Source organism: Trinickia diaoshuihuensis, from assembly GCF_003390925.1.
Classification (GTDB): domain Bacteria; phylum Pseudomonadota; class Gammaproteobacteria; order Burkholderiales; family Burkholderiaceae; genus Trinickia; species Trinickia diaoshuihuensis.
Window position 1 is genome coordinate 132,771 of record NZ_QUBS01000027.1, and the last position, 26,174, is coordinate 158,944.

The 26,174-nt window shown below is 61.9% G+C and carries 16 protein-coding genes; 9 read left to right on the forward strand and 7 right to left on the reverse strand.

Annotation, left to right across the window (positions count from 1 at the left end; genetic code table 11):
* Positions 1–113 precede the first annotated feature (113 nt).
* Positions 114–863, forward strand: coding sequence for an electron transfer flavoprotein subunit beta/FixA family protein (locus tag DXT59_RS08710; RefSeq protein ID WP_116136501.1), 750 nt, complete (start codon positions 114–116; stop codon positions 861–863).
* 16 nt (positions 864–879) lie between these two features.
* Positions 880–1,815 (forward strand): electron transfer flavoprotein subunit alpha/FixB family protein, encoded by a 936-nt coding sequence (locus tag DXT59_RS08715; protein ID WP_116136502.1) that lies wholly within the window; start codon positions 880–882, stop codon positions 1,813–1,815.
* A 109-nt stretch (positions 1,816–1,924) separates the two neighbouring features.
* On the opposite strand, the gene DXT59_RS08720 is transcribed toward DXT59_RS08715, so the two are convergent.
* Positions 1,925–3,475, reverse strand: a complete 1,551-nt coding sequence (locus DXT59_RS08720) for a methyl-accepting chemotaxis protein (RefSeq protein ID WP_116136503.1) — start codon at positions 3,473–3,475, stop codon at positions 1,925–1,927.
* A 274-nt stretch (positions 3,476–3,749) separates the two neighbouring features.
* Positions 3,750–5,036, reverse strand: coding sequence for a D-amino acid dehydrogenase (locus DXT59_RS08725; protein ID WP_116136504.1), 1,287 nt, complete (start codon positions 5,034–5,036; stop codon positions 3,750–3,752).
* A gap of 99 nt (positions 5,037–5,135) precedes the next feature.
* Here DXT59_RS08725 and DXT59_RS08730 point away from each other — a divergent pair, with 99 nt between their 5' ends.
* The gene (locus DXT59_RS08730; RefSeq protein WP_116136505.1) at positions 5,136–5,624 is read left to right on the forward strand and encodes an Lrp/AsnC ligand binding domain-containing protein; all 489 of its coding nucleotides are present in this window, start codon (positions 5,136–5,138) and stop codon (positions 5,622–5,624) included.
* Between the two features lie 45 nt (positions 5,625–5,669).
* Here DXT59_RS08730 and DXT59_RS08735 read toward each other — a convergent pair whose 3' ends face one another.
* Entirely contained in the window at positions 5,670–6,038 is a 369-nt protein-coding gene (locus tag DXT59_RS08735; protein ID WP_116136506.1) for a nuclear transport factor 2 family protein, read from the reverse strand.
* A 333-nt stretch (positions 6,039–6,371) separates the two neighbouring features.
* Here DXT59_RS08735 and DXT59_RS08740 point away from each other — a divergent pair, with 333 nt between their 5' ends.
* The 3 genes from DXT59_RS08740 to DXT59_RS08750 all read left to right on the forward strand — a co-directional run bounded on the left by DXT59_RS08740 (position 6,372) and on the right by DXT59_RS08750 (position 18,074).
* Entirely contained in the window at positions 6,372–8,027 is a 1,656-nt protein-coding gene (locus DXT59_RS08740; RefSeq protein WP_162878004.1) for a ShlB/FhaC/HecB family hemolysin secretion/activation protein, read from the forward strand.
* A 133-nt stretch (positions 8,028–8,160) separates the two neighbouring features.
* Positions 8,161–8,979, forward strand: a complete 819-nt coding sequence (locus DXT59_RS08745; protein ID WP_116136507.1) for a hypothetical protein — start codon at positions 8,161–8,163, stop codon at positions 8,977–8,979.
* A gap of 275 nt (positions 8,980–9,254) precedes the next feature.
* Positions 9,255–18,074 carry a two-partner secretion domain-containing protein gene (locus DXT59_RS08750; RefSeq protein ID WP_240324451.1) on the forward strand — a complete coding sequence of 2,940 codons (8,820 nt, stop codon included), beginning with the start codon at positions 9,255–9,257 and terminating at the stop codon, positions 18,072–18,074.
* 385 nt (positions 18,075–18,459) lie between these two features.
* On the opposite strand, the gene tauC is transcribed toward DXT59_RS08750, so the two are convergent.
* From tauC to DXT59_RS08770, 4 genes are read right to left on the reverse strand one after another with little or no spacing between them, the layout of a single operon-like run.
* Positions 18,460–19,314, reverse strand: a complete 855-nt coding sequence (gene tauC, locus DXT59_RS08755) for a taurine ABC transporter permease TauC (protein WP_116136509.1) — start codon at positions 19,312–19,314, stop codon at positions 18,460–18,462.
* Positions 19,311–20,096, reverse strand: coding sequence for a taurine ABC transporter ATP-binding subunit (tauB, locus tag DXT59_RS08760; protein ID WP_116136510.1), 786 nt, complete (start codon positions 20,094–20,096; stop codon positions 19,311–19,313). The genes tauC and tauB overlap by 4 nt, the downstream gene beginning before the upstream one ends.
* 22 nt (positions 20,097–20,118) lie before the next feature.
* A complete protein-coding gene (tauA, locus tag DXT59_RS08765; RefSeq protein WP_116136511.1) occupies positions 20,119–21,108 on the reverse strand; it encodes a taurine ABC transporter substrate-binding protein in 990 nt (329 codons plus the stop codon).
* Between the two features lie 60 nt (positions 21,109–21,168).
* Positions 21,169–21,987: a MetQ/NlpA family lipoprotein gene (locus DXT59_RS08770; RefSeq protein ID WP_116136512.1), complete on the reverse strand. Its 819-nt coding sequence runs from the start codon at positions 21,985–21,987 to the stop codon at positions 21,169–21,171.
* A 260-nt stretch (positions 21,988–22,247) separates the two neighbouring features.
* Here DXT59_RS08770 and DXT59_RS08775 point away from each other — a divergent pair, with 260 nt between their 5' ends.
* From DXT59_RS08775 to DXT59_RS08785, 3 genes are read left to right on the forward strand one after another with little or no spacing between them, the layout of a single operon-like run.
* Complete coding sequence (locus DXT59_RS08775) at positions 22,248–23,510, forward strand: SfnB family sulfur acquisition oxidoreductase (RefSeq protein ID WP_116136597.1); 1,263 nt, start codon at positions 22,248–22,250, stop codon at positions 23,508–23,510.
* Positions 23,511–23,512: 2 nt separating this feature from the next.
* A complete protein-coding gene (locus DXT59_RS08780) occupies positions 23,513–24,766 on the forward strand; it encodes an SfnB family sulfur acquisition oxidoreductase (protein WP_116136598.1) in 1,254 nt (417 codons plus the stop codon).
* Positions 24,766–26,148, forward strand: a complete 1,383-nt coding sequence (locus tag DXT59_RS08785) for an LLM class flavin-dependent oxidoreductase (RefSeq protein WP_116136513.1) — start codon at positions 24,766–24,768, stop codon at positions 26,146–26,148. Before DXT59_RS08780 ends, DXT59_RS08785 begins: the two co-directional genes overlap by 1 nt.
* Positions 26,149–26,174 lie beyond the last annotated feature (26 nt).

The following is a 26,174-nucleotide window of genomic DNA, read 5'->3' on the forward strand; positions in this document are numbered from 1 at the left end:
TTCGCGGCAATTTGCCATTGGGGCTTTGCCGGACCGCCGGTTAATGCGGCCGCGGCATGGGCTGTCGCTATAATGGCGCTGGGTTGACGTATTCGTAACTTTGGAGCGTGTGCATGAAAATTTTGGTGCCTGTCAAGCGCGTGGTCGACTACAACGTCAAGGTCCGGGTGAAGTCGGACGGCACGGGCGTCGACATTGCGAATGTGAAGATGTCGATGAACCCGTTCGACGAAATCGCCGTTGAAGAGGCGGTGCGTCTGAAGGAAGCGGGCGTGGCCACGGAAGTGGTGGCGGTGTCGGCTGGCGTCGCGCAAGCGCAAGAAACGCTGCGCACGGCGCTGGCGATCGGTGCCGATCGCGCGATCCTCATCGAGTCGAACGAAGACCTGCAGCCGCTGGCTGTCGCGAAGCTGCTCAAGGCGCTCGTCGACAAGGAGCAACCGCAGCTCGTGATTCTCGGCAAGCAAGCGATCGACGACGACTCGAATCAAACGGGTCAGATGCTCGCTGCCTTGGCGAATCTGCCGCAAGCGACGTTCGCCTCGAAGGTGACGGTCGCCGACGGCAAGGCGACGGTTGCACGCGAAGTGGACGGCGGCGCCGAGACGCTGACCTTGACCCTGCCGGCCGTGGTGACGACCGATCTGCGCCTGAACGAGCCGCGCTACGTGACGCTGCCCAACATCATGAAGGCGAAGAAAAAGCCGCTCGAAACGATCAAGCCCGAAGACCTCGGTGTGGACGTCGCTCCTCGTTTGAAGACGCTGAAGGTGGCCGAGCCGCCCAAGCGCAGTGCCGGCGTGATGGTGCCGGACGTTCAGACGCTGGTCGAGAAGCTGAAGACCGAAGCCAAGGTGCTGTGAGAGAGGGACTAAACAAATGACGATTCTGGTTATTGCGGAACACGACAACGCGTCGATCAAGGGCGCGACGTTGAACACCGTTGCGGCCGCGCAAAAGATCGGCGGCGACGTGCACGTGCTGGTCGCGGGTCACAACGCGCAAGGCGCGGCCGACGCGGCGGCGAAGATCGCCGGCGTGGCGAAGGTGCTGCTGGCCGATGCGCCGCAACTGGCCGAGGGCCTGGCGGAAAACGTCGAGGCCACCGTGCTGAACGTGGCGAAGGACTATTCGCATATCGTTGCGCCGGCGACGGCCTATGGCAAGAACGTGGCGCCGCGTGTCGCCGCGAAGCTCGACGTGGCGCAGATCAGCGAAATCACGGCTGTGGTGTCGGCCGATACGTTCGAGCGTCCGATTTACGCGGGCAATGCGATCGCGACGGTGCAATCGAGCGATCCGATCAAGGTGATCACGGTGCGTGCGACGGGCTTCGACGCCGTGGCAAGCGAAGGCGGCAGCGCGGCGGTCGAGAAGATCGAGGCGGCGGCCGATCGCGGCATCTCGCAGTTCGTGAATCGCGAAGTGACGAAGCTCGATCGTCCGGAGCTGACGAGCGCGAACATCATCGTGTCGGGCGGCCGGGGTCTCGGTAGCGGCGAAAACTACACGAAGGTGCTCGAGCCGTTGGCCGACAAGCTCGGCGCGGCGCTGGGCGCTTCGCGCGCGGCCGTGGACGCGGGCTATGTGCCGAACGATTACCAAGTGGGGCAGACGGGCAAGATCGTCGCGCCGCAGTTGTATGTGGCCGTCGGTATTTCGGGCGCCATCCAGCACTTGGCGGGGATGAAGGATTCGAAGGTGATCGTGGCGATCAACAAGGACCCCGAGGCGCCGATTTTCAGCGTCGCCGATTACGGCCTCGTGGGCGATCTGTTCACGCTCGTGCCGGAACTCGTGAACGCGTTGGGCTGAGCGAGCAGCGCCGCGTCACGCGGCGCGTTATGCTGAGAAATGGAAGGGGCGCGCGAGCGCCCCTTTTTGCGTATCGAAGACCCCGGGCCACACTGGCCGCGCAGGCGTCTTATGCCCGAATGCGAAATACGGAAACGACGCTCTCGAGCTGCTCGGCCTGCTCCTTGAGCGACATGGCGGCTGCCGACGCCTGCTCGACGAGTGCCGCGTTCTGCTGGGTCACCTGGTCCATCTGCACGACCGCGCTGTTGACCTGTTCGATACCTTTCGACTGTTCTTCCGACGCCGCGGCGATTTCTCCCATCAAATCGCTGACGTTGCGCACGGACGCGAGAATGTCCGCCATCGACTGCGTCGCACGATCCGCCTGTCGCGCGCCGCTCTCGACATGGGCCAGCGAGTCCGTAATCAAGCCCTTGATTTCCTTAGAGGCGGTCGCGCTGCGCTGGGCCAGCGCGCGTACTTCGCTCGCGACCACGGCGAACCCGCGGCCTTGTTCCCCGGCCCGTGCCGCCTCGACCGCTGCATTCAATGACAGGATGTTGGTCTGAAAGGCAATGCCTTCGATCACGCTGGTGATTTCGGCGATTTTGCCGGCCGACCCGGAAAGGCTGCGCATCGTCAGGACCACTTCCTGCGTTGCCTGATTGCCCTGCTCGGTCAGAAGCACCGTACCGTTCACGACATCGGTGGCCTGTCTCGCGGTGTCGGCGTTTTGCCGCACGGTCGACGTCAGTTGGTCCATGGATGAGGCGGTTTCTTGAAGCGACGCAGCCTGTTCTTCCGTCCGTTGCGACAAATCGAGATTGCCGGCGGAGATCTCGTGCGTGGCCGTGTCGATCGACCTGGAGCCATCTCGCACCACGCTGATCGCCTGCACCAGCTTGGCTTGCATCGCTTGCAGGCCGGCCATCAGTTGACCCATCTCATTGCGCGAACGGATCTCGACCCGCGTGGTCAGGTCGCCGTCTGCAATTGCCCGGAAATGGCCGATCGCCTCGGTGAGCGGTCCGCCGATCGCGCGTTGCAGCGACCACCACGTCTGCGCCGCCGCACCGAGCGCGAGCAGCAAGCCGCCGACGGCGATGCCGATGAACGCGTGAAAGCGCGCCTGCGCGGCATCGAACGTTGCCCGGGCGGCAGTGATCTGCATTTCGGCGAGTGCGTCCAGGCCGTCGGTCACGTCCACGAATAGGTTTGTCGGTACGCGCAGCCAAACGGCGGGGATCTTGGCGACATCCTGACTGGCGATCGCACTGAACATCGGCTCGAGACCATTGGCCATGAGCGCCTCGATCTTCGTCTTGACGTCGGCCGCGCGGCGCTCTTCGTCGGGGCTCGAGAACGGCAACGCGTTGTACCCTTCCCATGACTTCCGGAAATCGGCGAGGAGATCGTGGGCGGACTGAGTCTCCTTGGCCACATCCGGACTAGTCGGATCGAGTGCGATGCGATACAGCATGAGCCTGGCGCGCGCGAGTGCGACAGTGGACCGCCCAAGCGTGACAGACGAGGTCAGCTCGTTGGTGTACAGCCCTTGCAGATCCCGGTTGCCCATCGACACGCCGGCGATTCCCATGGCGCCTCCGAGGAGCAATAGGACGCCGAGAAACGACATCGCCAATGCGAGCCGCGCACGGATAGTGAGATTCTTGAGCATGGTAGTGAAGTAGAAGTGGGCGAAATCCGATGGCGAGATGCGCTCTCAAGCTGCGGATCGGGGGAAGGGCACTGCGACTCTTTCGTATGACTGATAAGAATCTCAGTTATGTAGTCAAGGTAAACGGCGTCCGGCCCTAGAACTTGAGCGGCGTATGGGAGGGGCGTTGAAATTTGAATCTTGGAGACGGCGGCACCGCATGCACCAAAAACAAACGGCGCCCGGTTGGGGCGCCGTTTGTGTTGCTTCCGGCTACTGAGGTATGCGCGAGCCGTTACGCGTAAGCGGGTTGCGGAGTCCTGCCGAACTCGCCCAGATAACGATGAACCGAGAGGTCGTCCGATTGAATGGCGGGGCGGCGCCCCGAGATCAAATCCGCCAGCAACTGGCCGGAGCCGCACGACATCGTCCAGCCCAGCGTGCCGTGACCCGTGTTCAAGAACAGATTCGACACCGGGGTGCGGCCGACGACAGGCGTACCGTCCGGTGTCATCGGGCGCAGGCCCGTCCAGAACGACGCTTGGCGCGTATCGCCGCCGCCCGGGAACAGATCGTTGACGCACATTTCCAGCGTTTCGCGGCGGGCTTGACGCAGCTTCTTGTCGAAGCCGACGATCTCGGCCATGCCGCCGACGCGAATGCGATCGTCGAAGCGCGTGATGGCGATCTTGTAGGTTTCGTCGAGCACCGTGGAGACCGGCGCTTTGGCGGCATCGACGATCGGCGCCGTGATCGAGTAGCCCTTGAGCGGGTAGACGGGAATCTTCACGATACCCGCGAGGAACTGGGTCGAATACGAGCCGAGGGCGACGACGTAGGCATCGGCGCGCAGCGTTTCGCCGCCGCAGCGTACGCCCGCGATGCGGCCACCCGCCATTTCCAGCGCATCGATCGGCGTGTTGAAGCGGAACTTCACGCCGAGCGATTCGGCAAGCGCGGCCAAACGCGTGGTGAACAGTTGGCAATCGCCCGTTTCGTCGCCGGGCAGCCGCAGACCGCCCGTGAGCTTGTGCGAGACGGCGGCGAGCGCCGGTTCGGCGCGTGCGAGCTCGGTGGGACTCAAGAGCTCGTACGGCACGTTGGCGTCCTTCAGCACGGCGATGTCTTTTTGTGCGCCGTCGAGTTGCTGCTGCGTGCGAAACACCTGCAGCGTGCCGCCCGTACGGCCTTCGTATTGGATGCCGGTATCGGCGCGCAACGCCTGCAAACAGTCGCGACTGTATTCGGCGAGGCGCACCATCCGGCCTTTATTGACGGCATAGCGCTCGGCGGTGCAGTTTTGCAGCATCTGCCACATCCAGCGCAATTGGAACTGCGTGCCGTCCAGACGGATTGCGAGAGGCGCGTGCTTCTGGAACATCCACTTCACTGCCTTGAGCGGTACGCCGGGAGCGGCCCAGGGGGCCGCGTAGCCGGGCGAGATCTGGCCTGCGTTCGCAAAGCTCGTATCGAGCGCGGGGCCCGCTTCGCGATCGACCACCGTGACTTCGTGGCCGGCTCGCGCCAGATAATAGGCGCTCGTTACGCCGACGACGCCACTACCCAAGATCACGACTCGCATGGCTACTCCAAATACCGATAAGTCCAGTTGATGGCGCTATAGTATTGCGACAAAAGCAGTTTTTGTTCCTGTAGTTTTTTGATTTTTGGTGGAAACGATATGAGAACGGAACGTCAGCCGATCCGTAAGCTCGACAAGCTCGACCGCAAGATTCTGAAGGTGCTGCAAGAAGACGGGCGCATCGCCATGAAGGATCTCGCGGAGCGCGTGGGGCTGACCGTCACGCCCTGCATCGAGCGCGTCAAGCGCATGGAGCGCGATCAAGTCATCACGGGGTATTACGCGCGCGTGGATCCGGCGCAGCTCGGGGCGGCGCTGCTCGTGTTCGTCGAGATCACGCTCGGCAACAAGAGCGGCAACATGTTCGATCAGTTCCGGCGCGAGGTGAACAAGATCCCCGAGGTGCTCGAATGCCATCTCGTCTCGGGCGAGTTCGACTATTTGATCAAGGCCCGCATCGGCGAAATGGCCGATTACCGCAAGCTGCTCGGCGACATCCTGTTGCAGTTGCCGGGCGCGGTGCAGTCGAAAAGCTATGTCGTCATGGAAGAGATCAAGGAGACGCTCGCGATTGCCGTGGGCGATTGATGCCGAGGCGGGGGACTCGGCGGTCCGTCCGCCTCGGGGTTTGATTTAAGCGGCTTCCGGTACGGCGTCCAAGAACCCGGTGACGCTGCGGAACTTGCCTTGCGCATCGACCACCCCGAAGTCGGAGCCCTTGACGATCGCGTCGCCGTTCGGCGCGACGAGGTGCCAGGAGAACCGCACGTAGTTGGCGAAGCCGTCGACGCTGCTGCTCAGCCGGAATTCATGTCCGGGAAAGCGCTCGTGGACGGCGCCGATCATGGCGTCGATGCCGTCATGCCCCTTGCCTGCGAGTAGGGGATCGACGTAGGAGGCGTCTTCGGTCCACGTGCCCGCGATCAGTTCGCGGCGGCGCTCGGCATCCGTTTCGTTCCAAGCGGCGAAATAGCGGTCTACGAGGTCGAGATGGGCGGTCATGGTTATCTCCCAAAGCAGATTGAGGATGACGGCGCTTGCCGTGCGTTCGGGCGCGCTTTGCTTGGCGCCGTGGTCGAAGGATCGGCGATCCCATGCGGCGCGTCGATTACGTGGGAGGTAATCGGTCGGCGTCGGTGCAGGTCGAATGACCTTCCGTCGCTCCCTTTCCGTAGGTCTGAATTTATGGGCCTCCCTCGTTGAATCAAAACGCTCGAATGTAGATTCGCGGTTTTGACGGGCGGTGGTGGAAACGTGCGCTTGGTGTCGGTAGAGCGAAATCGCATAGGGTTGACTCGAGAGGCGGCAATCGCATGCGGCGGCGCGCTGTTGAGCATGTCCGCGTTGGCCCAGGAGATTGCTTCCCCCGGCATGGCGCCAGGAGCGCAAATTCAGCGACTGCAACAACAGCAACTCGAAGCAGCGAAGGAGTTGAATCCGCAGCCGACCGTGCTATCGCCAGTTGACGAGCGCGCCTCGGCCGTTAGCGTCTCTAACCTTCCTATCGACAGTCCGTGTTTCAGGATTGAACGGATCGTCCTGGACGACAACACATTCGAGTGGCTGGCGCGCTTCATCCAGCCTGTCGCCGGTCAGTGCGTCGGTAAGACTGCGCTCAAGCAGATCCAGGACGCGGCCAACAATGCATTGATCGACCGTGGATTTTTGACCTCCCGTGTGCTTGTGCCGAGTCAGTCGCTGCGATCCGGGACGCTGACGCTCGCGGTAGTGCCTGGACGCTTGGCGAAGGTCGGGGCGGACGGCCCGACGATCGGATGGCTACGCACAGCACTGCCGACCTCGCCAGGCAGGTTGTTGAACCAGCGCGATATCGACCAAGCGCTCGAGAATCTTCGGCGCCTGCGTTCTCAATCCGATGCGAGATTTGACATTGTGCCGGGAGCGAACCAGGGCGATTCCGAACTCGTGTTGCATCCAGGGACGGAAAAGCGCTGGCACCTCGTGTTGGGCATCGATAACGCGGGTCTGAATTCAACGGGAAAAACGGGGCTGTCAGGATCGCTTACTGTCGATTCGCCCTTGCGTTTATACGACCAATTGCAAATTGCAGGCGCGACGAATGCGAACTTCGGGGCGCCCGGTGAAGGAAACCGATCCCTTGCGGCGAACTACAGCGTGCCGATCGGCTATGCGATGTTTTCACTCGGCGCGAGTCGATCGCGATACAAGCGGACGGTTCCTGCGTTCGACGGGCCTGTCCAGTACAGCGGTGTGCAATCGCAACTGCAAGCGGGGCTTTCGGCAGTGATTTTTCGAAACGCGAGCGCGCGTACGGAAATGCACGGCGATGTCTACCGCCGAATCAATCGAAATACATACGACGGGGTCGATTTGCCCGCGCAGACGCGCGATGTCGTCGGATACGAGCTGGGACTATCGCACCGGCAATACGTCGGCAACGTCGTGCTGAACGCGACCATCGGATGGCGGGCATCGCTGCCCCGGTTATCGAACGATCCCGGCATGGTTCTCGATGAGCCCGATTTCGATGGCGGAACGGCAGTTGGTTTAGCGAGTTTCGGCGCGCAGTTCCCATTCAAGTTTGGCGATCAATTTTTTTCCTACCAATTCGACTGGAATACCCAAATCGCGCGCACGCCGCTCGCGCCGACCGATTACTTCTCGATCGGTACGCGTTATTCGGTACGTGGCTTCAATCAGCAAGTGACCCTCGCCGCGGAGAGTGGATGGGCGATTTCCAACGAAGTGAGCTGGTATCGGCCGACCGGGATCGGAGTCCAATCGCTATACGGCGGCGTCGATCTGGGGCGGGTGAGAGGACGGGCAGCCGATTTTTTGACGGGGCAAACGCTGATCGGTGCAGTGTTTGGTGCCAGGGGGAGTGTCGCACCGAAAAGCGTCTTGGGAGCAGCTTTGGTCTACGACGCGTCGGTGGGCTGGCCGATGTTGAGGCCGTCAGGCATCAGCGGTTCCCCGACGTTCTTGTTCCAAGTCAGCGTGCTGCTTTGACCTCGAGGGATTTACGTAAGCGGCGCGGCCTTCCGCGCCAATTCAACCCAGTGGCAAACCGACCAAAGGCAAATCAAGTATGGAAAAGCGGATACAGCGAAACGGATACGGCAAGGCATCTGCGGCGGCAGTCATGTTCGCTGCGCTCGGATTGAGCGCATGCGGAGGCGGCGGCAAAGGCGGCAAGGACGCGTCTAACTTGGTGGCGGACGCCCAACATGGCGGGAGCGCCGCAGCGATCACGGTCGAAGGATCGTCGGTTTCACTTTCGAGTGATCTCGAGACACTTAAGGTTGTGACGCCCCCGGTCTCATGGGGAGCGGATGGCACATTTCCGCAAGGTACGCTTCGCCTCACCGGCAGTGGATATGTTTCGTCGGCGGTAAAGGAATATGCGCCGGGGGTCTACACCCAGCTACCTTGGGGCAAAGACTGGCTCGTTTTGTCGGCCGGTACCGTGACGGATATTGCCGGTAACGGTCACTTCGCGATTGGCCGTTGGACGGCCGGCAGCGAGTGGGCGGGAGAGACGTACAACGCCAATCAAGGTCGAGTGTGGGCCGTCGGTGCGCCAGTTGAGGTCCGTGTGCCATCGACTGGGATGAACTGCACGTTGGCGGCTGCGACCCGCCCAACGGCGAGCGACGGCAACACCGTTCCGGGCGTGCTCAAAGGCGCGACCGCAACCTTGTCCACCGCGAGCAATTCGCTTGGCGTCTTCGAGAACCGCGCGGCGTTGACCTTGGACTACGCGATCGGCGGCGATCGCGACCAGACATTTAGTGGGAACGCGCCGTTGGGCTCGATGTACGCGTCGCGAGCATCGCGCTCCACGCTGTATACGGCATTCCTCGGCCCTGACCCGTCCAAGCCCTATCTCGTCGTCTCGTACGGGATCCACTCGCCGACTGTGGGGCTGATCAATGGTTTGGCCGTGCTGAACTGTTCGTAAGCACATCTCCGAGGGGCCGAGCGCGCTATGCATGCTCGGCCCGCTTCCCTGCACTGTCTGGCGACTCGAAACGAACCGTGAATTCCGGAATCTATCGATTGGTGTTCAACTCCGCGCCAGGCATGTGGGTGCCGGCCGACGAGTTCGCGACGGCACGTCGTGCCGCGAAGCGCTCCTTTTTACGAGGCGTCTGCCTATCGGCGTCGCACCGTTGCTTTGTATCTGTATGGTTCGCCGCTCGGGCACGCGCATTCGCGGCACTGTGCCTATTCGGGTTGAAGCCGATCGCCGTCGAGGCCCAAGCAACGCTACCGATGGTCCCCGACCGCAGCGGTTCTCGACATCCGGTGGTAGGCGTCTCCGCCTCGGGGGTGCCGCTGGTCAATATCGTCGCGCCCAATCGAGCCGGTGTGTCTCTGAATAACTTTGCGCATTACAACGTCGGTACCAATGGCGCTGTCATCGTCAATACACCGCGGAGCGTGCAGACGCAAATCGCCGGCTGGGTACAGGGTAATCCGCTGATCGGCAATTCACCGGCACGGGTCATCATCAACCAGGTGACGACAGGCAATCCCACGCGCTTGTTGGGTATGACCGAGATCGCAGGCGGTCGTGCCAATCTGATTATTGCCAACCCTGCGGGGATCACATGCGCGGGTTGTGGCTTCATCAACATTCCGCGTATTTCGCTCACGACTGGGCGGCCATCGTTCAACGCCGACGGCTCGCTTGCCGGGTTCGATGTTGCGAAGGGCCGGCTCGCTGTCGATGGCGCCGGACTCGATGCGAGAGGCAGTGCAATCGATCTGATTGCACGTGCGATGCGTATCAACGGAGACGTTTGGGCGGACGTCATTCGTACGACCGCGGGCTCAAATCAAGTCAGCTATCCGGACGGCACGGCTAAGGTTCGAGCCGCAGATGCGGAGACGCCCAGCGTCGCGATCGATGTCCAGGCGCTCGGTGGCATGTACGCGAATAGCGTCCGCCTGATTGGCACCGAATCAGGTGTCGGCGTGCGCAATTCGGGCGTCATCGATTCGCTTTCGGGCGATATCGTACTGTCGGCTCAGGGAGACGTCACCATTGAAGCCGAGGGGCGTCTCCAAGCGGCGGGCAACACGCGTATCGATGCGGCTAACGTTATCAACCATGGGACAGTTCTCAGCGCCGAAGGCGTTCGCTTGAAGGCCGGGTCGACGCTTAAGAACGATGGGATCGTTGCTGCGCGGTCTAATGTCGATCTCGAGGCCATCGATATCGTCAATCGAGGCAACCTCTACGCGGGCTTGAGCACGGGTGGAGGGTTGTCGGGGCCAGGCAGCATATCGATGACAGGGAAGAACGTATCGAATGACGGGACGCTAGCGGCGGGCGACAACATCAATTTGTCCGGCGCGACGATCTCGCTCGATCACGGCATCGTGTCTGCCGCAAGCGCGTTCAACGTGAATGGCGACCAGAGCCTGACGACGCTCGGGGTCACTGCGAGCGCGATGAATGCAACGTTGAGATCCAAGGGGGCATGGATCAACGACGGCGGCATGCTTGCCGCCCTACATGATGCGCACGTAGAAGCTCGATCGGCGTCAAACCGAGGAGGAACGATGGCCGGCGATAAATTAACGCTGACGGCCGGCGACGTGGAGAACGCCGGCGGTACCTTAGCCGGTCGGCTGCAGGCGGCCATTTCAACGGCGGATCTATCGAACAACGACGGGTTAATCGGAACCCACGCTGGTGCCCTGCATTTATCGACAACCGGAGGCTTAAGCAACGATCGCGGTCACATCGTCGGCGGCGACGGCTTATCGCTCGACGTCCATCGCTTGACGAGCAACGTAGACGGAAAGATCGGCACCTTGTCGGGTGGCGCCGGCGTTCGCATTGCTTTCGATGCAAATAACGATCGAGGGACGATTCTCTCTGGGCAACGGCTCAAGCTTATCGTCGATGGGCGGGCGACGAACCGGCACGGATCAATTGTTGGCGGCGACGGCCTGGAATTGCAGGCTCGCTCCGTGGACAGTAATGCGACAGGAGAGATCGGCACCATCGAGGGCCGGGCAACGATAACTTCGTATGGGACATTGAACAATGTGAGCGGCGACTTGCGATCCGGTGGTGCGCTCACATTGAGTACGCGTGAGTTGGACAATACCGATGGTTCCATCCGGGCAGGCGAGGCAAGTGTCACCACGGGTTCGATCGGAAACGACGGAGGAGCGATCGCCACGATGGGTCGTTTGTCGATCGAATCATTCGGAGATCTGTCGAACCATCATGGCTTGGTCGTCGCAGGCGGGACTCTCGAAGTATCGACACGTTCGTTGACGAACAACGTGGAAGGGCGGATTGCCTCGGTCGGCTCAACCGATATCCAAGCCGACCGGCTCAATAACGAGCGGGGCTTGATCGGCTCGGTCGATGGGCCGCTGACCGCGACGGCATCCGGGGAGATAGACAACACCCGAGGCAAGATGCTGGCGGGCGGCGATGTCTCCTTGACGAGTGAGGGCTTTGCCAACGCTGCCGGTACGGTCGCCGGTGGCGACATCAGCCTCAATGCCGGCAACGCGGACCTGGTCAACACGCGCGGAGTCATCACCGCAAACGGCCGGCTCGATAGTGAATCGGGCGCGTTCGACAATCGCTCCGGGCTGATTCAGGCGGGTGCGCTGGCCAAGATCGATACGCACTCGGGCGTATTCAATAACAGTACGTTAGAGGGCGCGCCAAGTGGCGGCCGAGTCATAGCGACAGGCGCGACCATGATCGTGGGCGCATTTGAAAATGCCGGCGGCATGATCTCGTCGTCGGATACGACACGGCTAACGGCACAATCGATCTCGAACGACCGCGGCGCGATCTTATCTCACGGCCCGCTCGGACTAGAGAGCGCAGGTGAAATATCGAACGCCGCGGGCCAGATCGGCGGGCATGCGGATGTGACGATCGGTGGTGCGACGATTGACAACACGAGCGGCACGATGACCGCATCGAGTCAGCTTTCGATCGACGCCGGTCAGGATTTGACGAATGCGGATGGTGACATCAACGCGGGGCGGACGATCGCCCTGTCGCTCGGTGGTCTCGACAATCATGGCCGAATTGAATCGGCCGGTAATGTGGAGGTTGCGGTTCGCGGAGATTTGATCAATGGGGGGCGGCTTCACGCGCAGGGCGATCTCGATGCAACCGCGAAAGGTGACATAAACAATTCAGGTTCGATGACTGCGGGTGCCGTTGCCACTGTGTCGGGCCGGTACGTTGGCAATGCAGACACTGGAGAAATCGCGGCAAATATAGCAACTCATGTAAGCGCATCGCAGTCGTTGGCGAACGCGGGGTTGATCGACGGCGGTCAAACGCTCGTTGAAGTGAATGACACCGCGACTAACCGCGGGCGCATCTACGGGGATTCCATATCGATCGGCGCGCAGATTGTGCGTAACGAACCGAACGCTGAAGGCGTAGCAGGTGCGATCGCGTCGCGTGGGGACCTCGATGTCGGCGCTCATGTCGTGCAAAATCGCGCCGGCAGCCTGATCTATGCGTCGAACGATATTCGCACTGGAGCAAATCTGAACGAGAACGGGAGAGCCTCCGATGCGGCATCGGATCGGCTGACGAACAGCGGCTCCATCATCGAGGCGGGCGGGCGCGTGGACATCGCGGCTGACCGCTTTGAAAATCTCAATGCCGGCTTCAAAACGGAACGGGTCACGACGGATGCGGGTAGACAGCTGTGGTACACCATTGCGGGTTCGACAGATAAGGTCGATCCGTCGACGGTGTACTTCTATCAACGCAATTCGCACGAAGCGAAACCCGGGACGGAATATCGATGGGCGCTGGACGACGATCAGAAATTCCTGCTGCTTCCGTCGGCGCAGTATCCGTTCGACGAGTACGCCAAGTACACGATAAACGGAATCGCCGGAAAGATCGACGGCGTGCACTACCCCAGTCTATCGTCGAACCTGAGACACCCCCACGCGACGGGAAGTGAGATAGAGCCGGTTGGCGTATTTCGCACGGTACCTGCGGAAATGTGGGCGAAATTCGGTATTGAACCGCCTCCATCGCCACCGGATTCGTCTTATATCAAATCCGGCGAGTTTTTTCTAAATGTCTGGGGTGACCAACGGCGCTTGGGCGCGGACTGGTACTCGTTGAGCGTACCGATCGAGCAGTCTCGACAACCCGGATCGTCGCTGTGGGAGATGCAATCTTGTCTCACAGCTGGGACGGAGCGCTGTGCACCTTTCAAGCAATGGTATGACGGTCTAACTCGATCGTACGCCGCCCTGAACCGTGCGATATACGACTACAACAGCGACGTCCGCAGCCGCACTATTCCGACCTGGACGACCTACGATGTCGACGTCAAATCCACGAGGGACGTCGTAACCGCGACCCAGCCGGGCATTATCACGGCGGGACGTGAAATGACGATTTCGGCGCGCTCCGGCATCAACGATAGAAGCCAGATCGTGGCCGGGGGGCACGCCTACCTGAACGATGCGATCCGGGACAACAGTCAGCCGAAGGGCGAGGAGACCTTCGATGGATCGGGAAAAGCCATCCATACCTGGGTTGAATCGGGCGGCGCGTTTCGCGGCGATGAGCGCAGGCATGCCACGCAGAAGTACATGGCGCCGCTCCCGCCTAGGCAGATCGACTTGCCGGTGGTCATTGCTACACCGGCGAACCGGGATCCCATCAAGCGCATTGCAACTGATTCAACGGTCGGGGGCGGTGTGTCCGGCATCCGCGTAAGCAGTACCGCGGTGCAACCGATCCAAGCCCTCGAAGGGATAGGCCCGGATGGTCGCGGTGAGGTCCCGGATCGAGCTATCGCCGCGAGCCGTAGCTTAACCGGCTCGCCCACAGCAATCGCACGAGCGAAGCTCGGAACAGTCGAAATTCGCACAGTCGAGCCTAACGTCAAGCTGCCGAACAACGCATTGTTTCAAGTCGTCTCGGACCCTGGCAGCCGATATCTCATTGAAACCGATCGGCGTTTCACGAATAAGAGAACTTGGTTGTCGAGCGAGACGATGATCGCAGCGCTCAGTGTCGATCCTGGTTCGGTGCAAAAACGTTTGGGCGATGGCTTCTACGAGCAGCAGTTGGTTCAGCAGCAAATCATCCAGGCGACGGGGCAGCGATTGATCGGTAACTACAGCGATAACCAAGCGGCCTATCGGGTGCTGATGGCTAACGGCGTGAAAGCCGCGCAGCAGTTTGGCATCAATGTGGGCACCGCTTTGACCGATGCGCAGATGGCGGCGCTGACTGATGACATCGTATGGCTCGTCAATCGTTCAGTCGCGTTTCCGGACGGATCGGAGCAAACCGTCTTGGTGCCACAGGTCTATTTGCGTTCAAGCGCGGCCGAAGTAACCGGTACCGGATCGATCATTGCGGGCGAGCACGTGACTTTGAGAAATGAGGGCACGCTCGTCAACTCGGGCACGATTGCAAGCCGGGGCACAATGATTGTCACGGCAGATTCGATCACAAACGTGGGAGCGGTTGCGGGGCGCTCGGTGCAAGCCGAAGCAAAACAGGATTTGGCCAACCTTGGTGGACTGATTCAGGGCGATGTCATCGACCTCTCGGCCGGACGCGATTTGAGCCTCACTAGCATGATGCAATCGGCAACGACGGCGAATGGATCGGCGACGGACATCGATCGAATCGCGCACATCAACGCGGGGGCCCTGACCGCGCGCGCGGGGCGCGATCTCCTCACGCAAGCAGCCGAGATCGCTTCGTCGGGCGACGTTTTGCTGGCCGCGCAACGCGATGCAAAGATGTCCGCTTTGCGCCAAAGCAATTCGGATCAGGTCCGGTGGGACGATAAAAATCGGGCCGAACATAGCGCATCGATGGATATCGGAACGGTAATCGGCTCCGGGGGGGATGTCCGGATCCTGGCCGGCCGTGATTTCGGTGCGACTGCGGCGAATGTCGGTGCCGAAGGCCGCGTTGAAATCATGGCTGGACGCGACGTTTACTTACTGGCAGGGGAGCGTAGTGCCAGTGCATACGACGAACATGAAGTGAGGGAGCGAGGCATCCTCTCCTCGAAGTCCACCCATACGATCGATGCCAGCGGATACACCGACGCGATAGGTACGTTGGTCTCTGGAAACTCGGTTGAAGTCCTGGCCGGCAACAATTTAACAGCGAACGCCGCGACCATTGCGGGTACCAGCGACGTGACGCTCGAAGCCGTGCGCGATCTAACGGTTTCGACCGCCAATACGGCATCACACGAATACCACTTTAGAGATGTGAAAAAGTCGGGGTTAGGCAGTGCGGGCGCAGGAATTTCGTACGGCCAAAACCAGGCGATCGATACGAGCCTCGATACCGAGAAAGGTTCGCGTGGAAGCTTGATCGGCAGTCTCGAGGGCAATGTTTCATTGCGAGCGGGCAACAAGCTTCACGTGAGCGGATCGGATCTCGTTGCGGCGCTCAACATGACTGGGGTGGGTAAGGAGGTCAAGGTCGATGCGTCGCAGACGGACCGTCGGCGCCACGAAACGCATGAGTTGAAGAGTTCGGGTTTTACGTTGGCGGTCAAGTCGCCGGTGATCGATGCCCTGCAAAACCTCAATCAGCAGGCACGAGGGGCGGGTCAGAGCCAGGATAGCCGCGCAGCAGCCTTGCATGGTATCGCAGCGGCGGGCGGTATTGCGGATTTGGTCGGCGCGTCAGGTGGCATGACGCGCGCGATGACTGAGGGCGGGAATCCGGAAGCGAAGATCGAACTGAGCTTCGGTTCGTCGCGTAGCAAATCCACCTATACGCAGGACAGCACGCACCGGAACGGCAGCCAGGTGAGAGCCGGGGGCAAGGTCGCGTTCGTGGCGACGGGCGAGAAGGGGGCCGGGCAAGGAAATGTCACGATAGAAGGTTCAGATTTGCTCGCCAAGGATGTTCTGCTGAAGGCGACGGATAAAGTCAATCTCTTGAGCTCTCTCGATACCGAGCGCGTGCGCAGCACCAACGAATCGCAGAGTGCGAGCGTAGGGGTGTCATTCGGTACGAACGGCTGGGGTGTCTCCGCTGCTATGTCGCAAGCGGACGGATACGCCAATTCCGACGCGACGATGCAAAACAATACTCACGTTGCCGCGAGCAACAACGTCACGATCATAAGCGGTGGCGATACCGCTATCGTCGGTGCGAATGTCAGCGGTAACGAAGTGATCGCCGACATCGGCGGAAATTTGAATATCGCTTCGGTGCAAGACACGGTCCATAGGGTTGCGCAGCAGCGAAGTATGGGGGGCGGCTTCAGCGTTAGCCAGGGAGGTGGAAGCGCAAGTTTCAGCATGCAGAACGGCCATGCGAGCGGTCACTATGCCGGTGTCAACGAGCAGTCGGGCATTCGAGCCGGCGAGGGTGGATTCGATATCACGGTTAAGGGCAATACCGATTTGAAGGGGGCTTATATCGCGAGTGAGGCTGTTCCTGAGCGCAACCGCTTGATGACGGGTACGTTGTCCTTCTCCGATATCCGAAACGGCTCCGGGTATGCGGCGAGCAGTGTCGGGGTCAGCGCGGGTGGCGGTATCGGCGATGGGGGGAACAACTACGCAACGCATGGCCCGACTACCGGCAGCAACGCAGGCGGGGGCTTGCCGCTTCGCGTCAGCGAGCGTCATGGCAGCGAAGCGAATACGAGGAGTGCGATTAGCGCCGGCAGCATCACAATCGCGGACGAAGCGAATCAAAAGCAAGATATCGGTTTGTTGAGTCGCGATGTGGCGAACCTCAACGGTACGGTTGAGAAGACGCCCAATTTGCAGAACGTGCTCAGTTCGCACTCGGACTTGATCAACGCAGCGCAAGCGTCGGCGGAAACCGTTGCCAAAGAGATTGGCGCTTATGCGGATAAGAAGCGAGAGCAAGCGTTGACGGCGGCGGAACGGGAAAGCGATCCGAAGGTGAGGGAACGCTATTGGCAAGAGGCCAGGAACTGGGGAGAAGGCGGCGATTATCGCGTGGGGCTCCACATCGCAGGTGGGGTGTTGACAGGAGGCCTGACCGGAGGTGGAAGCGGTGCTGCAAGCGGGGCGGCGGGAGCCGGTTTGTCGGCGAAGCTTGCACCGCACTTGCAAGAGATTGCGCAGTCGATCAGGGATGCGGGGCCCACGGGGAATAACGACTTTGATCAGTTACTGGGGAATGTAGCGGCAAACTTGCTGGCCGGTGGAGCGGGGGCGGTGGCGGGGGGATCGACGGGGGCGTTGGTGGGGGCGGCTACGGATCGGTTTAATCGGCAGTTAAGTCCGGATGAACGAGAATGGGCCAGAGATCGCGCCGAGTCTTTCGCAAAACGCTATGAACAAGAAACGGGCGGACCGCTCGCTGTCGACCTAGCACGGGACAAGTTGCTGGGAACCGGGTATCGCATGGTCGACGCAGTCGCTAGTAAGGGGCCAGGCGGTGATCCGACTGCGTCGGCATATATCAGCGAGTACGGCCGGGATATGTTCAGGGCGACCCCGGGAGAATATATAGACCCATTCTTTTATGGTAACAAGGATCTATCCCTAACGCCCGAACAACAGGCTTTACCTGGAGCGATCTCCCATCCGGCGCTTGGTTTAGGGATAGCGTCAGTGTTAACAGGGGGACTCGCTATAGCCAGCGTCGCGCCTCGGGTAAGCGCCGTTGCGTCGACGACGCGCATGTCTATCACCGAGCTATCGGCGGCATACAAGGCGGCTCAGGCTCGGTATTCGCTGGCGACCGGGGCACTAACGGGTGCTAGCCTATCCGCAGGAACATATACGTTCACAGCAGCGGGCACTGCAGCAATCGCGAAATTTCAAGGTGATGATGCGGGGGCTGCGTTCACTCAGAGATTTTCATTGCTAGGGCTAACCGCGGCAGCGACCGTCGGAGTTGCAAATGGAATATTCGGAACGTCGATGTTCAAATGGGCGGGCATACCCAATAAGATCACGAATATCACGACAGTCCCCGGCGTTGTGATTCGAATCAATGGAGCGGTCCAAGCGCAGGCGGCCGGTCACGCGGCACAGGCCGCTGTAGACAGCCGCTGAGCCACAAAATGAAGAGAGGTCACTCATGAGACACGACGCACTTATCGGTGCCATGTACGGACTGTGCGTCCCTTTTGCAATGCCTTTGATTGCATATTGGACCAGAAGGGTTGCTTACTGGGCGTTTTTCCTCGCAGGAGGACTCGGTGTTCCGTTGTTTTCATTCGTATCCGTAGGTGCCCGGCAGGGATGGAGCGCCGCTAGCGCAGAAGTACTGCCACGCATCGTCACCGCAGAAGGAGCGATGATCATAGTGGGCCTTGGCACGGGTACTTTGGCGTTGGTTTGGTTAGCTAGAGTGTCGGGCCTCGAGTGTACAGCCCCAGAAGTCGATACTGATCAAACGCAAAGATCCCTTTAACACACAGTGCAGCGCAACGCATGCCTACCGCCCACTCCAAGGCACAAGCCGCCGTTGCAGCGCGCGCAAGCCAAGCTCCAACGCGAACGCGATAAAGGCGATGACGAGAATCCCCACGAGCACGACATCCGTCGCGAGATACTGCGACGCCGATTGCACCATGAACCCCAAGCCACGCGTGGCCGCGATCAATTCGGCCGCGACGAGCGTGGACCAACCCACGCCCAAGCCGATCCGCGTCCCGGACAGTACGTCCGGCAATGCGTGAGGCAGGACCACGTACCGGATCAACTGCCCATTGCTGGCGCCGAGCGCTTGCGCCGCGCGCAGCTTCGCGACATCGACGTTGCGCACGCCGTTGGCCGTCGAGGTCGCGATCGGCGCGAAGATCGCAAGATAGATCAGCAGCGCTTTCGCAAATTCGCCGATACCAAACCAGATCACGATCAACGGTAAATAAGCAAGCGGCGGAATGGGACGGTAGAACTCGATAAGCGGATCGAGCACCCCGCGCGCAATCCGGCTGCGGCCGATCAAGACGCCGCACGGAATCGCAGTCGCGAGCGCCGCGCCGAACGCGGCAAGAATACGTTGCAGGCTAGCCCACAAATGCTGTCCGAGTGTCGCGTCCATATAGCCGCGCGTGCTGACGACCTGAAACTGATGAACGACTTGTCCCGGCGACGGCAGAAATAGCGGCGCGATCCAGCCGAAACGAGTCGACAGCCACCACAGAAAGACGAGCGCGGCAACGGTGCCCGCGCTGATCGCTGTCGAGGGAATGCCGCGAGGGCGGCGGCGCTCACGCGCGGATACGGAGACGTCCAGGGTCTCGCTGTCGCCGAACGCTTGCGGCGGGTCGATCGAGACACGGTTCATAGATGACTCCCACTGATCCGTTCGGCGAACACGCGCTCGAGAATATCCTCGCGCGTCGCGATGAACGATGGATCGGATTTGATCGAGCGCGCGTTTTCGCCGGCCGCATAGCGCCGCGCGAAATCGAGCGAGCGCCGCTCGATAATCCGCCCCGGGTGCGCCGCGAGCAGCACGAGATCGGTTGCGAGAAACACCGCTTCCTCGATGTCGTGCGTAATCAGAAGCGCAGGCTTGCGGCTCGCCCGCCAAAGCGTGAGCAGCAGTTCCTGCATTTGCTCGCGCGTGAAGGCGTCGAGCGCCCCAAACGGCTCGTCGAGCAGCAACAAGCTTGGCTCCACTGCGAGTGCGCGCGCTAAGCCGACGCGTTGCTTTTGCCCACCTGACAGCGTCCAGACGGGCCGGCGCTCGAGTCCGGCTAGGCCGACGCGTGCAAGCCATTGCGCCGCGCGGCGTTCTCGCTCCTCGCGCGCCACCCCCGCCAGTTGCAAACCGAACGCGACGTTGCTCAGCACGTCCTGCCAAGGAAGCAATACGTCATGCTGAAAGACGACGCCCCGTTCCGCGCCGGGCCCGGTGACAGGGTGCCCGTCGAGCGTAATGGAGCCGCCCACGGGCTTCGCGAAACCGGCGATCAGATTGAGCAGCGTCGTCTTACCGCTGCCGGACGGCCCCAGGACGACCAGTAGTTGGTCGTCCGATAGGCTCAGCGATACGTCGCGCAGCACGGGTTCCGGCGCATCGGGATGCCGTGCGCTGACACGATCGAGTACGAGGGCGACCATCGTCGAACGGCTCCGCGATGGGTCAGTGCAGCGACGCGGGCAGGTACCCGGCGCTCACATACGGCGCGTAGTCGGCGAGCACGTCGTCGATCTTGCCTTGTACCTTCAGGAAACGCGCCGTGTTCGCGAGCGCGGTGACGGTCGGTGCGCCGAGCGCATCGCGTTGCTGCGCGAGCGTCGGGAATTCGTTGCCTTCCAGCAGGTCGGGAATATCGGACTTGCGTGCGCCCGTGATGCGGGCCACCGCATCGACATGAGCGGAATCGGCAAGCCACTTTTGCGGATCGCGTCGATAGTCTTCGTAGGCACGCAGCGTCGTTTGCGCGAACGCCTTCACGATGTCCGGATGAGCTTCGGCGAAGTCCTTGCGCACGACCCACACGTCGAACGTCGGCGAGCCGAATTGCCCCACCTCACCCGATGTCACGAGCACCTTGCCGGTTTCCTTCGTCACGCCGAGCGCGGGATCCCAGACGTAGGCCGCGTCGATATCGCCGCGGCGCCAAGCGGCGCTGATCGCAGGCGGGTTCAGGTTGAGGATCTGCACCTTCTTCGGATCGACGTGCCAGTGTTCGAGCGCGGCCAGCAGCGAATAGTGACTCGTCGATACGAACGGCGTGGCGACCTTTTTGCCGATCAAGTCCGCCGGCTTCGTGATGCCCCTGCCGTTGCGCGTCACGAGCGCCTCGCTGGTGACCAGCCGCGCGGCGATCAAAAACGTCTGGATCGGCAGTTTGCGGCTAGCGGCCGCTGCGTCGGGGCTCGACCCGAGGTAGCCGAATTGAACGCTGCCCGATGCGAGCGCGGCCACGACGGACGCGCCGTCGTCGAACTTGCGCCAGTCGATCTGGCTGTGCGTCGCCTTCTCGTAGGAGCCGTCGGCTTGTGCGACGACAGCCGGCGAAACCGAGGTTTGATAGGCGACGGTGAAATCGGCCGCGTGCGCGCCGAGGGCGGCACCGGCCATGGCGGCGAACAAGGCGAAACGATGGATGAACGACGGCAATCGCATACTGAAAAGTCCTAGCGGAAGATGAATCGGCGCTCGATACGCGATCGAGCGCATGACGCGTTAAGGCTGTTGCCAAGCGGGCAAGGTCGCCCCGTGATAGACCTGCAAGATGGCCTTGGCGACGTTCGGCTCTTGATAGCTTTCGACGAGCGCTTTCACCCAGGGGGCGTTGCGGTCTCTCCCGTTCACGGCGATGAAGTTGCGATACGGGTTACCGGGCAATGGCTCTTGCGCGATGCGCTCCTGCGGAATCTTGATCCCGGCTTTGATGGCCCAGTCGGTATTGACGATGGCGGCATCGAGGTCGGTGATCGCACGGCCGACGATCCCGGCATCGAGTTCCTTGACTTGAACGTGCTTCGGGTTCTGCTGAATGTCGGCCACGGTCGGCAACAACCCGACGTCGGCCTTCAACTTGATGAGCCCAAGCGATTGCAACAGCAGAAGCGACCGGCCTTCGTTGCTCGGATCGTTCGGTACACCGATCTTCGCGCCGTCAGGCAGCGCGGCGACGGATTTGAACTTGCGCGAATAAAGTCCGATCGGTTGAACGTAAGTGAAGCCGACCGGCACGATGTCGTAGCCGCGCGAAGCGACCTGTGCGTCGAGGTACGGTTTGTGTTGGAACGAATTCGCATCGAGGTCGTGCTGCGAGAGCGCGGCGTTCGGTTGCGTGTAATCGTTGAAGGTCGTGACCTTTACCGAGAGTCCGTGTTTGGCCGCATTCTCGGCCACGACGCGCCAAACGTCTTCGTCCTCTCCCGACATAATGCCGACGCGCACGGTTTGTTGGGCGGCCAGCGAGTCGATCGGCTTGATCAAATAGGCGCCCGCGAGAAGCAGGGCGGCGATAGCACGTAGCGTGGTTCTCTTTTGCATGATTTTTCTACTCGGTGTTGAGACGAAAGGCGATCGTAACCACCCACGCAACGCAGCCGCAAATACGAATATGTGGGTAGCTAATCCCCGTGCGAGGACTTTGCTTAGTCGAAAGTATTCGTTCGCTTTCCATTCTTAGATTTCGACAATATCGTTTGCCTTATTCGAGCGAAGGACGGGCGCCGAGGGGACGAGCGCACCGGTCGCTCATCGTCATGACGCGCACGCTGTCACGCTTTTCATGCTTTCTTTTTCCGATCATGCCGACCGATACGCCTGATACCCCTCACGCTTCATCGCCGCCAACATCGCCGCCAACGCCCGACCCGCAGCGGGTGCGGCGCATCGTCAACGACGCGCAGGCAATCGAAGCCGCGCACGCGCTCGCCGTGCAATTCGGGCCGGGCGCATCGCGGCGCGATCGCGAGCGGATCCTCCCATGGGATGAGTTGGCGCTATGGTCCGAGAGCGGTCTCGGCGGGATCACGGTGCCGCGCGAGTTCGGTGGGGCCGACGTCTCTCATGCGACGCTCGCGGAGGTATTTGCGATCGTTAGCACGGCCGATCCTTCGCTCGGCCAAATCCCGCAAAACCATTTCGGCGTCCTGGCGGTAGTGCGCGAAGTCGGCTCAGAAAGCCAGAAGGCGCGTTTGTACGGCGAAGCGTTGGCCGGATATCGATTCGGCAATGCGGGCCCGGAGCGTCGATCGGCGCAAGCGCGCACGATCCTCGAGGGGACGACGAGGCTGCGCCAAACCCCGGCGGGGCTGCGTCTGGACGGGCGCCGTTTCTATTCGACCGGCGCGCTGTTCGCCCACCGCGTACCGACGCGCGCGCTCGACGATGAAGGGCGCGTGGTTCAAGTATGGGTGCCGCGCAACGCGCCCGGGGTCACCGTCATCGACGATTGGAACGCGCTCGGTCAGCGAACGACGGCCAGCGGTTCGGTTCTCTTCGAGGATGTACCGGTCGATGCCGACGACGTCTTGCCGGTTTGGAAAATGGCGAACACGCCCGGCGTGACGGGCGCTCACTCGCAGTTGATCCAAGCCGCGATCGATCTGGGCATCGCACAAGCCGCGCTGGCCGACGCGATCGCTTTCGTGCGCGAGCGCGCCCGGCCATGGGTGGACTCGGGCGTCGAGCGCGCGAGCGACGATCCGCATTTGATCGGCGACGTGGGCCGCCTGACGATCGACGTTCACGCCGCGCGCGAGGTGCTGTTCGATGCGGCGAATGTGCTCGATGCCGTGCGCAAGCTCCCGATCGACGCGGATGCGAGCGCGCGCGCGTCGGTGGCCGTGGCCGAAGCGAAGATCCTGACGACGCGCGCCGCGCTCGATGCCAGCGAGAAGCTCTTCGAGTGGGCCGGCTCGTCCGCGACGCGTGCGGCCCACAACCTCGATCGTCACTGGCGCAACGCGCGGACGCACACGCTGCATGATCCGGTGCGCTGGAAACAGCATCTGATCGGCAACTATCTCGTCAATCGCGCGCTGCCGGCGCGCCACGCATGGAATTGAAGATGGCATCGATTGTGTCGACGCAACACGAGTTCGCTGTAGACGCTCAGCTTGAACGCGTCCCGCCGGGACTGCCCGATCGAATCGCCGACGATGCGCATGCCCTCGACGTGGCCCGCGCCATTGCCGCGCGATTTGCGCCAGGCGCTGCCGCGCGCGATCGCGAGCGCCGGCTTCCCTGGGACGAACTCGATGAATTCGTCGCGAGCGGGCTATGGGGTATTACGATCCCGCATGCCCACGGCGGCCCCGCGGTGAAAAGCGAAACGCTGGCCGAGGTGATCGCGCTCGTCTCCGAAGCGGACGGTTCGCTCGGGCAGATCCCGCAAAACCACTTCTATGCGCTGGAAGTGCTGCGCGTCGGGGCCACGCCCGAGCAGCAGGCATTCTTCTATGAGCGCGTGCGTACGGGCGCGCGTTTCGGCAACGCGCTGGCCGAGATCGGGCATAAGGATTTCAAGCGTCGCACGCGGCTCGTCCGTTCCGGCGGGGGCTGGTTCGTCGAGGGACAAAAGTTCTACTGCACGGGGGCACTGTTCGCGCAGTGGATTCCGACTCACGTCGTGGCCGACGAGGGAGACGGGGACGTGGCCTATCTCGCGTTCGTCCCGCACGATGCGCCAGGCGTTACGGTCACCGACGACTGGGACGGTTTCGGTCAACGCGTGACGGGGAGCGGATCGGTCCGCTTCGAGCATGTGCCTGTGAGGCCCGAGTGGGTGGTGCCGTTCCAAGCGTCGTTCGATCGGCCCACGACGATCGGTCCGTTCGCGCAGTTGTTGCACGCGGCGATCGACCTCGGTCAAGCGCGCGGCGCCTTCGCGGCGACGATCGATTTCGTCCAACATCACGCGCGGCCTTGGATGGACGCGAAGGTGGAGCGTGCGGCGGACGATCCGTTGACGATCGCCCAAATCGGCGATCTGAAGGCGCGTTTGCGCGCCGCCGAGTTGCTCGTGCGCCGAGCCGGGCGTTTCGTCGATGCCGCGCAAGCGGCGCCGGACGAGCGCAGCGTGGCGCAGGCTTCCGTCGCCGTCGCCGAGGCGCGCGCGGCCACCACCGTGGTCTCGCTCGACGCGGGTTCGCGCTTGTTCGAACTGGCCGGGACGGCCGCCACGCTGGACGACCTCGGTCTCGACCGATTCTGGCGCAACGCGCGCACGCATACGCTGCACGATCCCGTGCGCTGGAAATACCACGCGATCGGCAACTTCTATCTGAACGATACGCTGCCGCCGCGGCACGGGGCGATCTGATGGCGCGCAAGCAGATCGCGCTCAACGCGTTCGACATGAACTGCGTCGGCCATATCAATCACGGCCTGTGGACCCATCCGCGCGACCGTTCTCACGAATACCTGTCGCTGTCGCATTGGACCGATCTCGCCCGGACGCTCGAACGGGGTCTGTTCGACGGACTCTTTCTCGCGGATATCCTCGGCGTCTACGACGTCTATCGAGGCAACGTCGATGTGACGCTGCGCGAGTCGATCCAGCTTCCGGTGAACGATCCGACCTTGCTCGTGCCGGCGATGGCGGCGGCGACCGAGCATCTGGCTTTCGGCGTAACCGTCAATCTCACATACGAAGCGCCTTACTTGCTGGCGCGCCGCTTCTCGACGCTCGATCATCTGACGCGCGGACGCATCGGCTGGAACATCGTGACGGGCTACCTCGATAGCGCGGCGCGCGCGATGGGGTATGACGAGCAACTGGCGCACGACGAGCGCTACGATCGCGCCGATGAATATCTCGACGTCCTCTACAAGCTTTGGGAGGGCAGTTGGGAGGACGATGCCGTCTTGCGCGACAAACGGGCCCGGGTCTACGCCGACCCGGCGCGCGTGCACAAGGTGAACCATGCGGGCCGCTATTACAAGGTGGACGGTTATCACCTTGCCGAGCCGTCGCCGCAGCGCACGCCCGTGCTGTTTCAGGCCGGCAGTTCCGGGCGCGGACAACAGTTCGCGGCGCGACACGCCGAATGCGTCTTTATTTCGCCGCCGAATCGGGAGGTGGGGCGCGAGACGGTGCGTGCGTTGCGGGCGCAGTTGGTGCGCGCCGGCAGGCGGCCGGACGATGTCAAGGTGTTCGCCGGCGCAGCCGTGGTCACGGGCCGCACGGAGCGCGAGGCACGCGAGAAATACGCCGACTATCTGCGCTATGCCAATCGCGAAGCAGGGCTCGCTCACTTCGCCGCGAGTACGGGCGTCGACTTCGCGCGTTATGGCCTCGACGAGCCGATCGATTACGGGCAGGCGACGAAGGCCATCGAATCGGCATCTCGCACGGCCAGCGCGCAGGGCTGGACCCGCAGAGCACTGCTCGACATGTTCGAACTCGGCGGCCGGTATCCCGCGATCGTCGGCACTCCGGCTCAGGTCGTCGATGAGTTGCAACGGTGGGTGGAAGAGGTCGATGTCGATGGCTTCAACCTCTCCCGGACCGTGGTGCCCGAGAGCTACGAGGACTTCGTCGATCTCATCGTTCCCGAGTTGCAGTTGCGGGGCCTCTACAAGACGGGCTACGAAGCCGGGTCGCTGCGGCACAAACTCTTCGGTCAGGGCGACCGGCTTCCAGAGCGGCATGCGGCCGCAACGTTCCGCCACGGTCAGGCGCACGCGGTCGATCTGTCCTGAGCGGGCACGGCGGATCGCTTCTTCGA